Raw genomic sequence first — 16,618 nt, 5'->3', positions numbered from 1 at the left:
GAGAGATGAGAAGATGCATTCATTCGTTCGGAAGGTGAAGCAATATATAGACCGATACCGATTGATTGAGAAAGAAGAGCGTCTTCTTATCGCTTGTTCTGGTGGAACAGACTCTGTTGCTATTGTACTTGCGATGAAGGAATTGGAAAGCTTTTATCATTGTGAGTTAGGCATTGTTCATACTGACCATCAGTTAAGAGGTAAGGAATCTGCAGAAGATATGGAATTCGTTAAAGAGTTGGCGAATCAGTTAAACCTTCCTTTCTATTCTGCAGCATTAGAGGTTATGCGAAGAGTGGAGGAAGAGGGGGGCAATGTCCAAGTAATTTGTAGAGAAGAACGGTATGCCTTCTTTAATCACGTTATGAATACCAATAGTTACGATAAGCTTTTACTAGGGCATCATGCTGACGATCAAATTGAAACTGTCTTAATGTCTCTAATCCGAGGTACTAATAGTTCCACTATTACCGGGATACCTAAAAAAAGGCCTTTTTCTAGGGGACAAATTATCCGTCCTTTTTTAGGAGTTACAAAGCAAGAAATTGAAGAATATCTTTTAGACAAAAATCAACTTCATAGACATGACCCAAGCAATGACAAACATACATATACAAGAAATCGAATCCGTCATCGATTAGTGCCTCTCTTGAAGGAAGAAAATCCAAATGTAAGCGATCGAATAATGAATTTCGTAGAAAAACAGCTTCAGGATGAAGAGTATCTTCAAGAGGTGGCTAATGAAAAGTATGAACAGCTTGTGACAGTTAATGAGGAAGGGGTATTTGTTATAGATTCTGTAAGCTTTTCTACAGTTCCCATTGCTTTACAAAGAAGAGTGATTCTACTACTATTAGAGTATCTATACAAAAACTCCGATATACTACTTAACGATCGAATGATTGAATCCATTCTTACAGCTTGCAATAATCATGATGGCAACACAGTATTAAACTTGCCAAATGCTGTTACTCTCACACGCCATTACAATCACATACAATTTACTCCGTATCATAAGGAACCTGTAGTTAGTCAGGAAATTGTAATGAAGGAAGATTGTTGGATTGATTGTGGTGCAGGTTTTTTCATCTACTTGACGAGAAATTTAACAGACCAAATTACCGGTGAAAAGTATTTTGTACAATTAGAGGGTGAATCTTTGCCGCTTACTATTAGACAAAAGACTCAGGGCGACCGGATCCATATCAAAGGAATGTCCTCCTCTAAAAAAGTTTCCCGTTTATTTATCGATGAGAAAATCTCTCCTGAGGCCCGTTTATCTTGGCCATTACTAGTAACAGCTAAAAATGATATAATTGCAGTAATTGGCTTACGCTATGGAGAACAATTTTCGAAGCAATACAACTCGCAAAATTATGTAATGTATTTAAAGCGTATTAATCATTAGGGGGACTAAAAAATGCTAGAGAAAGACATACTAGAGATTTTATTGACAGAAGAACAGATTCAAGAGAAAACAATTGAGCTTGGGGCACAACTGACTGCTGACTATGCGGACAAGTTTCCACTTGCAATAGGAATCTTGAAAGGTGCAATGCCATTTATGTCTGATTTGATGAAACGTGTAGATACATATATTGAAATGGACTATATGGATGTTTCTAGTTATGGAAATGCTACTGTTTCTTCCGGAGAAGTAAAAATTGTAAAAGACTTGAATACAAGTGTGGAAGGGCGCGATATTCTAATTATTGAGGATATCATTGATAGCGGTATGACGTTAAGCTATTTAGTGGACCTATTTAAGTACCGCAAAGCAAAATCAATTAAAATTGTCACACTGTTGGATAAGCCTACGGGTAGAAAAGTAGATTTAGAAGCAGATTATGTTGGTTTTAATGTCCCAGATGCATTTGTTGTTGGTTACGGATTAGATTATGCAGAAAAATACCGAAACTTACCATATGTTGGTGTGCTAAAAAAAGAAGTTTATTCTTTTTAAGCTAGGTTTTGTAAACGTCTAATTGCTCATTTCTAGCAAAATTAGAATTTTGAAAGAAAAACAGCAATAGAGGACATAGCCTTAAATTTAAGTTCCTTTTTAAGAAGGCTTTTCATTGTACGCCAAAAAAAACGTATGTTAAGATAATCATTAGTTTTTCTGTTTACCTTGTGAGGAGGCTAGGAATGAATCGAGCATTGCGCTACGCCATATTGTATTTATTGATATTTTTTGTGATTGTAGGTATTTTTGCTACGTTTAACACAAATAATACCCCTACTAAAAATATTCGCTATGATGAATTTATGACTTCACTTTCAAAAGGTGATGTTACCAACTTTTCAATGCAACCAGAACAAGGTGTTTACTTTGTAGAAGGTTCCATGAAAGGATATGAGGAAGGAGAAAAGTTTTTAACTAAACTTCCTTATAATAGTGAAAAATTGCTAGATAGAATAGATTCACTAGCAACAGCAAATTCAGTGAAAATTGATGTAATTGAAACTTCTAAAACAAGTGGCTGGGTACAATTCTTCACTGGCTTACTACCTTTCTTGATTATCATCATTTTATTCTTCTTCTTATTGAGCCAATCTCAGGGCGGTGGTAACCGTGTGATGAACTTCGGTAAGAGTAAGGCAAAACTGTATGATAACGACAAGAAAAAAGTTAAATTCCCAGATGTTGCAGGTGCAGATGAAGAAAAAGCAGAACTAGTAGAAGTTGTAGATTTCTTAAAAGATCCACGCAAATTCGTGGAAATTGGAGCACGTATACCGAAAGGGATTCTTTTGGTAGGTCCCCCAGGTACTGGTAAAACATTACTTGCTCGTGCTGTAGCTGGCGAAGCTGGAGTACCTTTCTTCTCAATCAGTGGTTCTGATTTTGTTGAAATGTTCGTCGGTGTCGGGGCATCACGAGTACGTGATTTGTTTGAGAATGCGAAGAAAAATGCGCCATGTATCATTTTCATCGATGAAATTGATGCAGTTGGTCGTCAACGTGGAGCAGGTCTTGGTGGAGGTCACGATGAGCGTGAGCAAACACTAAACCAATTGCTAGTTGAGATGGATGGTTTTGGAGCAAATGAAGGTATTATTATCATTGCGGCTACAAACAGACCAGATATTTTAGACCCAGCACTTCTTCGTCCTGGACGCTTTGACCGTCAGATTACTGTAGGTCGCCCGGATGTGAAGGGCCGTGAAGCAGTACTTCAAGTACATGCACGTAACAAGCCTTTAGATGACACAGTGGACTTGAAAGCGATTGCTCAACGCACACCAGGATTCTCAGGAGCAGATTTAGAAAACTTATTGAACGAGGCTGCACTTGTTGCTGCTAGAAGAAATAAGAAAAAAATCGATATGTCTGATATTGATGAAGCAACGGATCGCGTTATCGCTGGACCAGCTAAATCAGGTAAGGTTATATCGCCAAAAGAACGTAAAATTGTTGCCTTCCATGAGGCTGGACACGTAGTTGTTGGGTTAACTCTAGATGACGCAGAGATCGTTCATAAGGTAACCATTGTCCCTCGTGGGCAAGCTGGAGGATATGCAGTAATGCTTCCAAAAGAAGACCGTTACTTCATGACTAAACCAGAACTTCTGGATAAAGTTTCAGGATTACTTGGTGGACGTGTTGCTGAGGATATCGTCTTTGGAGAGGTATCTACAGGTGCTCACAATGACTTCCAGCGTGCGACAGGTATAGTGAGAAAAATGGTCACTGAATATGGTATGAGTGACAAGTTAGGACCAATGCAATTTGGTCAAACTCAAGGAGGAAATGTATTCTTGGGCCGCGACTTTAACTCAGAGCAAAACTATTCGGATAAGATTGCTTATGAAATCGACCATGAAATGCAAACGATGATTAAAGAGCAATACGAACGAACTAAACAGATTTTAACAGAGAAACGCGATTTGTTAGATTTAATCGCAAATACGTTATTAGAGGTTGAAACGTTAGATGCTGCTCAAATCTTACATTTACAAGAGCATGGAACTCTTCCGGTTCGTGAATACGACCAAGATAACCAAGCTGTTGATTTAAGTAAAGATGAGAAATCTGATGCTACAGGTGCAGTTTCTGACCCTACTATTGGTGACTTACCAAAAGAGGATGGAGAAACTAGCGAGGCAGGTCCTATTCAAGAGGAACGTCCAGATGATACATCAGGTCCAATTCAAGAAAAACGACCTACAGATAAATAATAATATATAAAAGCTGAGTGATTTTCGTCATTAGACGAGTCACTCAGCTTTTTTATTCCGTGGGAAATATGGTATGATGTTTTGGAAATCTACGTAAAGTGAGGAAAAGCTTCATGATACTTGTGCTTGATACAGGAAATACGAACATAGTTTTAGGAGTTTATCAAGATGATCAGCTAATCCATCACTGGAGAATGGAAACAGACCGTCGTAAAACAGAGGACGAATTCGGGATGCAGGTCAAAGCACTTTTTTCCCATGTGAATATATCCTTTGAACAAATAGAAGGTATTATTATTTCCTCGGTGGTTCCACCAATCATGTTTTCATTAGAGGCAATGTGTAAAAAATATTTCGGTATAAAACCCTTAGTAGTAGGTCCCGGTATAAAGACGGGATTAAATATAAAATATGAAAACCCACGTGAGGTCGGTGCAGATCGTATTGTCAATGCAGTAGCGGCAATTCATGAATATGGTGCTCCTTTAATAATTGTTGATTTTGGAACAGCAACAACATACTGTTATGTCAACGAAAAAGGAGAGTATATGGGAGGAGCAATAGCTCCCGGCATCGGAATCTCCACAGAAGCATTGTTTGAAAAGGCTAGTAAACTTCCTAGGATTGAACTTACTACTCCCGAGCATGTTATAGGAAAAAACACAGTTTCTGCCATGCAGTCAGGGATTGTTTTTGGATATGTTGGGCAGGTTGAGGGCATCGTAAATAGGATGAAAAAAGTTTCTAAAAAGGCACCAAAAGTTATCTCCACAGGAGGGCTAGCTTCTTTAATAGGAAATGAGTCGACTGTCATGGATATCATTGATCCCTTCTTGACATTGAAAGGGTTATATTTAATTTATCAACGAAATTTAGAAGAAAGAGGTATAAAATAAATGAATGATTATTTAGTAAGAGCTTTGGCTTTTGAAGGCAGTGTACGTGCATTTGCAGTTCGCACAACAGATACAGTAGGAGAGGCGCAACGACGTCATCAAACGTGGCCAACTGCCTCTGCAGCACTTGGTAGATCAATGACAGCAGCCGTTATGATGGGGGCAATGTTAAAAGGTGAGGACAAGTTAACAGTTAAAGTGGAAGGCGACGGTCCTATTGGTCCAATGATCATTGATAGCAATGCAAAAGGTGAGGTTCGTGGATATGTAACCAATCCTCAAGTACATTTTGACTTGAATGCCGTTGGTAAGCTGGATGTTCGTCGTGCAGTAGGAACAGAAGGTACTTTGACTGTTGTGAAGGATTTAGGTATGCGTGATTTCTTTACAGGACAAGTACCAATTGTTTCTGGCGAAGTAGCAGAGGACTTCACGTACTATTATGCAGTATCTGAACAGGTTCCTTCCTCTGTAGGGTTAGGGGTTTTAGTAAATCCAGATAACTCTATTTTGGCGGCTGGAGGATTTATCATTCAGTTATTACCAGGAACAGATGATGAAACAATTACAATTATTGAAGAACATTTAAATAAAATGGAACCAGTGTCCAAGTTAATCGAAAGAGGATTAACTCCCGAGCAACTATTGTTTGAAATTTTAGGGGAGGACAATGTACAAATATTAAATAATATGCCTGTGGCGTTTGAATGTAATTGCTCTAAAGATCGATTTGGCAGTGCTATTATTAGCTTAGGAGAAAGTGAAATCCGGGACATGATAGAAGAGGACGGAGGAGCAGAGGCTCATTGTCACTTCTGTATGGAAAAATATAATTACTCAGTAAATGAACTGGAGTCCTTTATCGATGAAATCAATTCATAATAATATTCCATCTCAACCTAAACGACATTTAAAAACTAAACCGGTACTTGTAGTACTTGGTATACTTTTACTTGGCAACCTACTTTGGTTTATAGCTTGGTTAATACCAAATGATCGACAAGCAAAAGCATCTGAAGAAGTCGCGTCAGTTGATGGAAAGGTTATTACGAAAGAGCAATGGATGGCTTCAATGGAAATGGTGTACGGGAAAGAAGTACTCTTGGACATGGTTAATGCAGAGGTAATGGAAGCTGCAGCTAAGAAAAATGATATTAAGGTAACAGATGATGAAATAAATTTAGAACTGGCATTAATACGTTCTACAAGGGAAGGCACAGACACTTCCCTTCAAGCATATGACGAAGAGGTATTAAGGAAAAAAATTCGCGCTCGTCTAATTTTAGAAAAGGTATTGGCAAAAGATATTAACGTTGAGGCGAAAGAGATGAAAGATTTCTATGAAAATAACAAAAATCTCTACAATATCCCAACTTCCTATCGTACTAGTTTAATTTATATTGCTACAGAAGAGGAAGGTAATGCTGTTTTAACAGAATTAAAGGATGGCTCTTCCTTTGATGGATTAGCAAGAGAGCGCTCCATAGATCCTAGCTCCGCGAGCTTAGGGGGAGATGTCGGCTACATTTCAAAAGGCACTGATTCGATAGATGAGGCTATAGTTGAAGCTTTAACAAAGGTTAAAGAAGGAAAAACGAGTGGGGTAATTGCGCTTAAGGATGGTAGGTACGCGATAGCACTTGTACAGAATATATTTGAAGGGCAAGCCTTCTCTTATGATGAAGTAGAAGGTCATATAAAGCGAGAGCTTGCGCTGAGCCAAATACCCCAATCCGTAACTCAAGAATCATTCTGGCAGGAATATAAAGCAGAGTGGATATACGGTGAACAATAAACAAAAATATTTTTTAATGCAATAGGCGATGGACAAAGAAAAGCGAGAATCTCAATTCTTGGTTTTCTTTGTCTTTTTATTTATCGTAAAGAAAATTAGTAGTTTTGTATTGATAGAGAGAATTATAGGTAGACTATTTTTGTTTGAAGTCGCATAAAATTAAGAGAGGCTCCAATAATGTAGTGGATCTTACCTCGAAAAAATTTACTTTATTTGGCGAACTGTATTAATTGACAGTAGTTCTCTAAGATTGATATGATATAGGAAATAAAACCTATCAATCAAGTAGGGATTAGGAGTGAATCGTAGAATGGCAAAGTTAGCGAATAGTGTAGCGGATTTAATAGGTAAAACACCGATTGTCAAACTAAACAGAGTGACTAACCCAGAAGATGCTGAAGTTTACGTAAAATTAGAATACTTCAACCCAGGTAGCAGCGTAAAAGACCGTATTGCTCTAGCAATGATTGAAAATGCTGAAAAATCGGGTAAATTAACTGCTGACAGTACTATTATCGAACCGACTAGCGGAAACACAGGGATTGGACTTGCGATGATTGCCTCAGCTAAAGGGTATAAAGCGGTATTAGTAATGCCTGATACAATGAGCTTAGAGCGTAGAAACCTACTTCGTGCTTACGGTGCGGAATTAGTTTTAACTCCTGGAGCAGACGGTATGAAGGGAGCAATTGCGAAATCGCAAGAATTAGCGGACAAAAATGGCTGGTTCATGCCCCAACAATTTAATAACCCAGCTAACCCAGAGGTACATCGTTTAACAACTGGTCCTGAAATTGTTGAAGCGTTTGACCAATTAGATGGATTTGTTGCAGGAATAGGTACTGGTGGTACAATCACAGGTGCTGGTGGCGTGTTGAAGGAAAAATTCCCAAACATTCATATTGCCGCTGTTGAACCAAAAGATTCTAGTGTTCTTTCTGGTGGTAAACCAGGACCCCATAAAATCCAAGGAATTGGAGCAGGATTTGTACCAGAAGTGTTAGATACAGAGTTATACAATTCCATTATCCAAGTTTCTAACGAGGACGCTTATGCAACTTCTCGTGAAGTAGCTAAAAACGAAGGAATTTTAGGCGGAGTATCTGCAGGAGCTGCTATATATGGAGCGCTTCAGCTGGCAAAACAGCTTGGCAAAGGTAAAAAAGTTCTTGCTGTTATCCCTGATAACGGTGAGCGTTACTTAAGCACACCTCTTTATCAATTCGAAGACTAATTAAGTGCTTGGGAAGTTAATTTCATAATAGTTGATTTCATGAGAGGAAGTTTATTTACTTCCTCTCTTTTTTGTGGCAAAGAGCAACAGTTTCGCGTTAAGATGAAGTCAGATTGTTTTTTTAGGGGGATAAAAAATAGTGGAATTACACCTTGATACACATTCTTTTCAAATGTCTAAAGAGGCATTTTTTTATGGATATAAAGAACTTACCAAAAATGAAACACATCATTTGTTCTTAGAGAGCGGGAGAGGTGGGCATCTTTCTGTTGCAGCATGGAATCCTTTAGCTACTGTTAAGTCTGATGAGAAGGGAATCCACATTGTTTGGAGAGAAGGAGAAAAAGAATTTAGAGAAGGTGAACCTTTAGAGGAGCTAGAGCGACTCATTGCTGAATATAAAATCCTTTACGATGAAAAGCTTCCCGATTTTCAAGGAGGGGCTGCTGGTTTTATTAGCTATGATTATGCTAGAAAGATAGAATCCCTACCAAATCTCTCAAAAGACGATTTGCAAATACCGGATATCTATTTTTACCTGCTAGACTGCTGGGCTGTTTTAGATGTGGAGACAGAAGTGGTAACACTGATGAAGCTCTCCAACAGTAAAGAGGACTTAGTTAAAATGGAGGAACAATACAGACAGGCAGCTGACCAAGGCATATCGTCCAGAATATTTCTACCGGGAGCTGCCACGGAATTTCATGAGGATTCAGCTCAGCTACATGTATCTGTTAGTGCAGAGGAATTTAAAGCCGCTACTCTAAAAATTCAAGATTATATTGCTCAAGGAGATGTATTTCAAGTTAATTTATCAGTTCGCCAATCAAAAGAGTTAAAGGCATCACCCGTCGAGATGTATGAGGCATTACGTACTTTCAATCCTTCTCCTTATATGGCATATATACATTCTCCGGACTTTGCTGTTGTATCGGGATCTCCAGAACTGTTAGTGAAGAAAAAGGGAATGGAACTTTCTACACGTCCTATTGCTGGTACAAGACCTAGAGGAAAAGACGAAGCAGAGGATATATTGTTGGCTAATGAGCTGATTGAGAATGAAAAAGAGCGTGCTGAGCATGTAATGCTTGTTGATTTGGAACGGAACGATTTAGGACGTGTTTCTGCCTATGGCACCGTTGAAGTGAATGAGTTCATGGCGATTGAGCGATATTCTCATGTCATGCATATCGTCTCCAATGTAAAAGGAGAGTTACGTCCTGGTGTCACAAACGCAGATATAGTACGGGCAATGTTCCCAGGTGGTACTATTACTGGCGCTCCTAAAATAAGAACGATGGAAATAATAGAAGAATTAGAGCCTGTGCGAAGAGGTTTGTATACAGGTTCTATAGGATGGCTTGGTTATTCAGGGGATATAGAGCTTAATATTGTTATCCGGACGGCGTTTATTCAAGATAGAATGGCACATATCCAAGCTGGAGCAGGTATTGTGATTGATTCGAAGCCTAGCGCAGAATATAAGGAGTCGATTAACAAAGCTAAGGCATTATGGCAGGCGAAGGCAATGGCAGAAGGGGGAAGCAAATGATATTAATGATTGATAACTACGATTCTTTTACCTACAACCTTGTGCAATACATCGGAGAGCAGGGTGTAGAGGTAAGGGTCGTCCGTAATGATGAGCTTTCTATAGAAGAGATTGAACGATTGTCACCTCAAATCATCGTTGTGTCTCCCGGTCCCTGCACTCCGAATGAGGCAGGCATTAGCTTAGATGTAATAACCTATTTCGCAGGAAAAATTCCTATACTAGGGGTTTGTTTAGGGCATCAATCAATTGGTCAAGCTTTTGGCGGTAAAGTAATTCGCGCAGAACGATTGATGCACGGGAAAACGTCTCTAGTCTTTCATGATGATAAGGGTGTAAATAAGGATATGCCTAACCCGTTCTATGCTACTCGCTATCATTCTTTAATAGTGGAAAGAAAATCCCTTCCAGACTGTCTCGAAGTTACATCGTGGACGGAAGAGGGAGAAATAATGGGGCTGCGTCACAAAGAGTTTGCGGTAGAAGGTGTACAATTCCATCCCGAATCTATTATGACGGAGGAAGGGAAAAAGCTAATCCAAAATTTTGTGAAAGATCACTGTTACGCTAAGGAGATGCTTTAAATGGAGGCATGGAAGGATGGACAGCTATTTAAAGCAAATGAACTGACAGTATCAGCCTATGATCATGGCTTTTTGTATGGTCTAGGCTTTTTCGAAACGTTTCGAACTTACAATGGCGAAGTTTTTTTGTGGGACGAGCATTGGTCAAGACTCTCGAAGGCGCTGTCAGACTTTCGAATTGCAATACCATATGAGGAGCAGTCTATTCTGAAGGCTGTGAATTTATTAACAGCAGCGAATAACGGGGAAGATGGATATTTTCGATTAAATGTCTCTGCAGGCATTCATGACATTGGTCTTCAGCCAAGCGATTATCCTCAACCAACTGTTATTATATTTCGAAAGCCTCTTCCTTCTACCGTACGAGGAAAAGAGAAGTCAGCAATTTGGTTAAAGACTGTCAGAAATTCTCCAGAAAGCTCCATACGTCATAAATCCCATCACTTTGCAAACAATGTTCAAGCTAGATTTGAAATAGATTCTTTGGCCACGCAGGAAGGAATTTTTGTAAATGCAGAAGGTTTTGTTGCAGAAGGCATTACTTCTAATGTCTTTTGGGTGAAGGACGGTAAAGTATATACTCCCTCAGTAGAGACTGGTATTTTAAATGGCACGACTAGGAAATGGATTTTAAAAAACTGTACAATGGATATAGCGGAAGGTCTTTATACAAAGTCTCAACTAGAATTGGCGGATGAGGTATTTATAACAAACGCAGTTCAGGAAATAGTTCCGATTAAAAGTATTGGTGAGAAACAGTTTTTGGGTAACCAGGGCTCTGTTTATAAAGTGCTTCATAAACAATACGTAGAATGTATAGAGGGAGAAAGGAGGACATAGCATGAATTTACAATACAACTCGCATCCATTTGAAATGGGAGGAGTCACACTAGATTTTCGAAATGAAACAATCATAATGGGTATTCTAAACGTGACGCCAGATTCTTTTTCAGATGGAGGAAAGTTTAATGAGATAGAACAAGCTGTTGCTAGAGCAAAACAAATGGTGGCAGAAGGAGCAAAGATAATAGATGTAGGAGGAGAATCTACAAGACCGGGATACACACTCATCTCTGACGAAGAAGAAATTGCACGTGTGGTGCCTGTCATTAAGGCTATCAGTCAGCAGGTAAATGCTATTATTTCTATTGATACATATAAATCTACTGTTGCAAGAGCAGCTATAGAAGCTGGTGCTCACATTATTAATGATATTTGGGGAGCCAAAAGAGATACCAAGATTGCCGAGGTGGCAGCAGAATTGAATGTCCCTATTATTCTAATGCACAATCGAGATAATGAAGACTATGTAGATTTTTGGACAGAAGCGAAGCAGGATTTAGAAGAAAGCATTCAAATTGCAAGGTCAGCAGGTATTCCTTATGAAAATATTTGGTTAGACCCCGGTATTGGATTTGCGAAGTCTCACGAACAAAATATTTTAATGATGCAGCATTTAGCTGACCTAGTGGATATGGGCTACCCAGTATTGCTTGCTACGTCCCGTAAGCGCATGATTGGCAATGTGTTAAATTTACCTGTGGACGAGCGAATGGAGGGCACAGGAGCCACTGTTTGCTATGGTGTCCAGCTTGGCTGTCATATAGTAAGAGTGCATGATGTCATGGAGATTGCAAGAATGACAAAAATGATGGATGCTTTAATGGGCAAAGGCACCGATATGAAAGTGGAGGGTTAACGAATGGATTATATTCATTTAAACGATTTAGAATTTTACGGCTTTCATGGAGCGCTCCCAGAGGAAACAAAGCTTGGTCAAATTTTTAAAGTAACAGTGACGCTTGCTTGCGACTTAAAAAAAGCTGGAGAAACAGATAATTTAAACGAAACGGTTAACTATGCTGAGGTATTTGAGCTTTGTAAGCAAATAGTGGAGGGAAGACCTTATTTGTTAATAGAAGCTGTGGCTGAGAAAATTGCTTCTCGAATACTGGAGGAGTATAAAGAAAAGGTAAGTGGATGTCGAATACATTTAGTGAAACCAAATCCTCCGATTATTGGGCACTACACTTCGGTTGCTGTCGATATAACGAGAGGTACAATATGAATTTAGCATATATTTCTCTAGGTTCTAATATTGGAAATCGTTTAGAGTTTTTACAAGAGGCAGTCGGTTTATTGAAAGAGACAAAACAGATAGAGGTAAAAAGGATGTCATCGGTCTATGAGACAGATCCAGTGGGATACGTGGACCAAGCCGCTTTTTTAAATATAGTCGTAGAGCTTGAAACTTTATATTCTCCTCATGAATTATTAAAAAAATGCAACGAAATAGAGGACTTGCTCGGAAGAAAGAGATTAGTTCGCTGGGGTCCGAGAACTGTAGACCTTGACATTTTGTTGTATAATGAAGAAAATATGAAAACGGAAGACCTAATCATTCCTCATCCTAGGATGACAGAAAGAGGGTTCGTGCTTGTTCCGCTTGTGGAAATAAACTCTGAATTAGTCCATCCAAGTACAAAACAAGCTTTTTCGAATATAGTGCATGATCAGAAAGAGGGCGTCCATTTATGGAAATCGTTCGATGGGGTCGACGCATTCGTGCATTTCGAAGGTTAAAGATGATTAAGCAAGTAGAACTTGCAAAAGAAATGGATATGTCTGTGTCTATACTTGGCAAAATAGAACAAGGTAAGCGTGTTCCAACCGAAAAACAGTTGGAAAAAATAGCTGCTATACTTGATATAAAGCTAGAAGAACTAAAAGGAGTAGCAGAAGAAGGTGAAGAATAATGACTAACGCATCAACTAAACCATTTCAAATTGGTAAGCACGTAATGGATAACCGAGTAGTTTTAGCTCCTATGGCTGGTATCTGTAATTCAGCATTCCGCCTAACAGTAAAAGAATTTGGAGCAGGACTAGTCTACGCTGAAATGATCAGTGATAAAGGGATCGTGTTTAAGAACGAAAAGACTTTGAGCATGCTTTATATTGATGAGCGAGAAAATCCACTATCACTTCAGATTTTTGGTGGTGAGAAGGAAACGCTTGTAGCAGCTGCTAAGTATGTAGATGAACATACTTCTGCAGACATTATAGATATTAACATGGGGTGCCCAGTTAACAAGATTATAAAATGTGAAGCTGGTGCAAGATGGCTTCTAGACCCTAACAAGATATATGAAATGGTTTCTGCAGTTGTAGATAACGTAAAAAAACCGGTAAGTGTTAAAATGCGCACTGGCTGGGATGAAGAGCATTTATACATGGTTGAAAATGCTCAAGCTGTGGAACGAGCTGGTGGAGCAGCGGTTGCCGTTCATGGACGTACTCGTGTGCAAATGTATGAAGGTCATGCAAATTGGGATTTAATCCGCCAAGTAAAGGAAGCAGTAAATATACCTGTCATCGGTAACGGTGATGTAAATACACCGCAAGATGCGAAGCGTATGTTAGAGGAAACAGGTGTCGACGCAGTAATGATTGGACGCGCTGCTTTAGGGGATCCATGGATGATTTATCGTACAGTGGAATACCTAGAAACAGGAGAATTGAAACCAGAGCCGACAGTCCAAGAGAAAATAGATGTATGTTTATTACATTTTGATCGTTTAACAGCTTTAAAGGGAGAAGGCATTGCCGTTCGTGAAATGCGTAAGCATGCATCTTGGTACCTTAAAGGCATTCGAGGGAATGGTACAGCAAGAAATATGATAAACCAAACAGAAACTGCGCAAGAGCTTAAGGACTACTTACGATTCTTTGCAGAAGAATCCTCAAAGGAATATAATGAGGCTAGTACAATTCTTGCTTAATTAGTGGGCTGTCACGACAAGTGGCGGCTCTTTCCGTTTTTATCATACGTCAGAAAAATGAAAAATCTTCGATTGTGAAATAAAAGATGAAGAGAACCCTGAAATTGTGTACAATAAATGCAACGTAAATGATACTTGCGAATAATAGATTGCAAAAGGAGTGAAGGAAATGTCTAACATGGAAGAATTAAATGATCAACTTTTGGTGAGACGCCAGAAGATGACTACTATACAAGAAAAAGGATTAGATCCTTTTGGTGGTAAATATGAAAGAACTCATTTAAGCAATCAAGTTATTGCTGAATTTGATGAGTTCACAAAAGAACAGTTAGAAGAAACATCTCACGAAGTAGTGGTTGCAGGTCGAATTATGACCAAGCGTGGAAAAGGGAAAGCTGGCTTTGCGCATATCCAAGACTTGGGTGGGCAAATTCAGATATATGTACGAAAAGATGCAATCGGTGAAGATGCCTATGAACTATTTACAACAGCTGACTTAGGAGACATTGTAGGAGTTCGCGGAAATGTATTTAGAACTCAGGTAGGTGAATTGTCAGTAAAAGCAACAGAATTTACCTTCTTAACAAAGTCATTACGTCCAATGCCGGAAAAATTTCATGGCTTAAAAGATGTGGAACAACGCTATCGCCAACGCTATTTAGATTTAATGACTAGCGAGGAAAGCAAAAATACATTTATCACTAGAAGTCGAATCATTCAATCGATGCGTCGTTACTTAGATAGCCAGGGCTACTTAGAAGTAGAAACGCCATTGTTACATACTGTAGCAGGAGGGGCAGCAGCTCGTCCGTTTATTACGCATCATAATGCGTTAGATATGGAGCTTTACTTACGTATTGCAATCGAATTACATTTAAAACGCCTAATTGTAGGTGGACTGGAAAAGGTATATGAAATAGGTCGTGTGTTCCGTAACGAAGGTGTATCTACTCGACATAACCCAGAGTTTACAATGATTGAGTTATATGAGGCGTATGCTGATTATAAAGATATTATGAACCTGACAGAGAACATGGTAGCGCATGTAGCGCAGGAAGTTCTAGGTTCTTCTACCGTTAAATATGGAGACGATGAGATTAACTTAGCGCCTGGCTGGAGACGTTGGCATATGGCTGATGCGGTTAAAGAGACAACTGGAGTTGATTTCTGGAAAGAGATGACGAAAGAGGATGCTCATGCATTGGCTAAAGAACATGGTGTAGATGTGAAACCTTCTATGGAAGTAGGACATGTGTTAAATGAATTCTTTGAGCAAAAAGTAGAAGAGACTTTAGTTCAACCAACATTTATCTATGGTCATCCAGTAGAGGTTTCTCCGCTTGCGAAGAAAAATCCAGAAGATGGACGCTTTACTGATCGTTTTGAGTTGTTTATAGTTCGTCGTGAGCATGCTAATGCGTTCACGGAGTTGAACGATCCTATCGATCAACGTCAACGCTTTGAAGCACAATTAGAAGAAAAAGCTGCTGGAAATGATGAAGCACATGAAATGGATGAGGATTTCTTAGAAGCTTTAGAATATGGAATGCCACCTACAGGAGGACTAGGAATCGGGATAGATCGTTTGGTAATGTTATTAACAAATTCTCCATCTATTCGCGATGTCCTATTATTCCCTACAATGCGTCATAGAGATTAAAAGGAACAAGGAAAGAGATACTACCATTGGTAGTATCTCTTTTAATTTACATCACTATATATAGTGCGCCGAAAGTTTTATTTATTTTTTTGTATAAAACCCTTGTAAAAGGTGCACACATGGTGGTATAGTAATCAAGTTCTCATTTTTACTTCGAATTTCACGAAAAACAATTTCAAAAAAGTTGTTGACATTGAAAAGTAGATTTGGTATGATATTAAAGTCGCCAAAACGAAACGGCGCAATGAACATTGAAAACTGAACATGCAAAACGTTAAGAAATATAGCTTGATAGACTAGTTCTTCAAGCAAAAGAAATGACATCATTTAATGATGATGCCAGCAAAACAAAATGAGCTTTTTAAGTTCTCTATTATGGAGAGTTTGATCCTGGCTCAGGACGAACGCTGGCGGCGTGCCTAATACATGCAAGTCGAGCGAATGATGAAGAAGCTTGCTTCTTCTGATTTAGCGGCGGACGGGTGAGTAACACGTGGGCAACCTGCCCTGTAGATTGGGATAACTCCGGGAAACCGGGGCTAATACCGAATAATCCATTTCCTCACATGAGGAGATGTTAAAAGACGGTTTCGGCTGTCACTACAGGATGGGCCCGCGGCGCATTAGCTAGTTGGTGAGGTAACGGCTCACCAAGGCGACGATGCGTAGCCGACCTGAGAGGGTGATCGGCCACACTGGGACTGAGACACGGCCCAGACTCCTACGGGAGGCAGCAGTAGGGAATCTTCCACAATGGACGAAAGTCTGATGGAGCAACGCCGCGTGAGTGAAGAAGGTTTTCGGATCGTAAAACTCTGTTGTGAGGGAAGAACAAGTACGAGAGTAACTGCTCGTACCTTGACGGTACCTCATTAGAAAGCCACGGCTAACTACGTGCCAGCAGCCGCGGTAATACGTAGGTGGCAAGCGTTGT

16 protein-coding genes and 1 rRNA gene are annotated in these 16,618 nt (G+C 39.4%); all 17 read left to right on the top strand.

Annotated elements, in window-relative coordinates:
* Window positions 1-13 precede the first annotated feature (13 nt).
* Window positions 14-1,408 (top strand): tRNA lysidine(34) synthetase TilS, encoded by a 1,395-nt coding sequence (gene tilS, locus ACQKNZ_RS19565; protein WP_151111838.1) that lies wholly within the window; start codon window positions 14-16, stop codon window positions 1,406-1,408.
* Window positions 1,409-1,420: 12 nt separating this feature from the next.
* Entirely contained in the window at window positions 1,421-1,963 is a 543-nt protein-coding gene (gene hpt / locus ACQKNZ_RS19560) for a hypoxanthine phosphoribosyltransferase (RefSeq protein ID WP_144541496.1), read from the top strand.
* Window positions 1,964-2,148: 185 nt separating this feature from the next.
* Window positions 2,149-4,182 carry an ATP-dependent zinc metalloprotease FtsH gene (ftsH, locus tag ACQKNZ_RS19555; RefSeq protein ID WP_144541493.1) on the top strand — a complete coding sequence of 678 codons (2,034 nt, stop codon included), beginning with the start codon at window positions 2,149-2,151 and terminating at the stop codon, window positions 4,180-4,182.
* A 113-nt stretch (window positions 4,183-4,295) separates the two neighbouring features.
* Window positions 4,296-5,078 (top strand): type III pantothenate kinase, encoded by a 783-nt coding sequence (locus ACQKNZ_RS19550; RefSeq protein WP_144541491.1) that lies wholly within the window; start codon window positions 4,296-4,298, stop codon window positions 5,076-5,078.
* Window positions 5,079-5,960 carry an Hsp33 family molecular chaperone HslO gene (hslO, locus tag ACQKNZ_RS19545; RefSeq protein ID WP_151111834.1) on the top strand — a complete coding sequence of 294 codons (882 nt, stop codon included), beginning with the start codon at window positions 5,079-5,081 and terminating at the stop codon, window positions 5,958-5,960.
* Window positions 5,944-6,873 carry a peptidyl-prolyl cis-trans isomerase gene (locus tag ACQKNZ_RS19540; RefSeq protein WP_427661377.1) on the top strand — a complete coding sequence of 310 codons (930 nt, stop codon included), beginning with the start codon at window positions 5,944-5,946 and terminating at the stop codon, window positions 6,871-6,873. Before hslO ends, ACQKNZ_RS19540 begins: the two co-directional genes overlap by 17 nt.
* A 310-nt stretch (window positions 6,874-7,183) precedes the next feature.
* The gene (gene cysK / locus ACQKNZ_RS19535; RefSeq protein ID WP_144541485.1) at window positions 7,184-8,107 is read left to right on the top strand and encodes a cysteine synthase A; all 924 of its coding nucleotides are present in this window, start codon (window positions 7,184-7,186) and stop codon (window positions 8,105-8,107) included.
* A 172-nt stretch (window positions 8,108-8,279) separates the two neighbouring features.
* Window positions 8,280-9,659 carry an anthranilate synthase component I family protein gene (locus ACQKNZ_RS19530; RefSeq protein WP_427661415.1) on the top strand — a complete coding sequence of 460 codons (1,380 nt, stop codon included), beginning with the start codon at window positions 8,280-8,282 and terminating at the stop codon, window positions 9,657-9,659.
* Window positions 9,656-10,243, top strand: a complete 588-nt coding sequence (gene pabA, locus ACQKNZ_RS19525; RefSeq protein ID WP_144541483.1) for an aminodeoxychorismate/anthranilate synthase component II — start codon at window positions 9,656-9,658, stop codon at window positions 10,241-10,243. The genes ACQKNZ_RS19530 and pabA overlap by 4 nt, the downstream gene beginning before the upstream one ends.
* Window positions 10,244-11,083, top strand: a complete 840-nt coding sequence (gene pabC / locus ACQKNZ_RS19520) for an aminodeoxychorismate lyase (protein WP_427661374.1) — start codon at window positions 10,244-10,246, stop codon at window positions 11,081-11,083.
* Window position 11,084: 1 nt separating this feature from the next.
* The gene (gene folP, locus ACQKNZ_RS19515) at window positions 11,085-11,942 is read left to right on the top strand and encodes a dihydropteroate synthase (protein ID WP_427661372.1); all 858 of its coding nucleotides are present in this window, start codon (window positions 11,085-11,087) and stop codon (window positions 11,940-11,942) included.
* Between the two features lie 3 nt (window positions 11,943-11,945).
* Window positions 11,946-12,311: a dihydroneopterin aldolase gene (folB, locus tag ACQKNZ_RS19510; protein WP_144541476.1), complete on the top strand. Its 366-nt coding sequence runs from the start codon at window positions 11,946-11,948 to the stop codon at window positions 12,309-12,311.
* Window positions 12,308-12,826 (top strand): 2-amino-4-hydroxy-6-hydroxymethyldihydropteridine diphosphokinase, encoded by a 519-nt coding sequence (folK, locus tag ACQKNZ_RS19505; RefSeq protein WP_427661370.1) that lies wholly within the window; start codon window positions 12,308-12,310, stop codon window positions 12,824-12,826. Before folB ends, folK begins: the two co-directional genes overlap by 4 nt.
* Window positions 12,778-12,999 (top strand): helix-turn-helix domain-containing protein, encoded by a 222-nt coding sequence (locus ACQKNZ_RS19500; protein ID WP_144541472.1) that lies wholly within the window; start codon window positions 12,778-12,780, stop codon window positions 12,997-12,999. The genes folK and ACQKNZ_RS19500 overlap by 49 nt, the downstream gene beginning before the upstream one ends.
* Window positions 12,999-14,024 carry a tRNA dihydrouridine synthase DusB gene (gene dusB, locus ACQKNZ_RS19495; protein WP_151111818.1) on the top strand — a complete coding sequence of 342 codons (1,026 nt, stop codon included), beginning with the start codon at window positions 12,999-13,001 and terminating at the stop codon, window positions 14,022-14,024. Before ACQKNZ_RS19500 ends, dusB begins: the two co-directional genes overlap by 1 nt.
* Window positions 14,025-14,193: 169 nt before the next feature.
* On the top strand, window positions 14,194-15,684 hold the full coding sequence (gene lysS, locus ACQKNZ_RS19490) for a lysine--tRNA ligase (RefSeq protein WP_427661367.1): 1,491 nt from the start codon (window positions 14,194-14,196) through the stop codon (window positions 15,682-15,684).
* 372 nt (window positions 15,685-16,056) lie between these two features.
* Window positions 16,057-16,618: ribosomal RNA gene (locus ACQKNZ_RS19485) — 16S ribosomal RNA — on the top strand; the annotation flags it as partial.

Source organism: Psychrobacillus sp. NPDC093200, assembly GCF_050280345.1.
Taxonomy (GTDB): domain Bacteria; phylum Bacillota; class Bacilli; order Bacillales_A; family Planococcaceae; genus Psychrobacillus; species Psychrobacillus faecigallinarum.
This window is presented reverse-complemented; position numbering and strand designations above follow the sequence as displayed.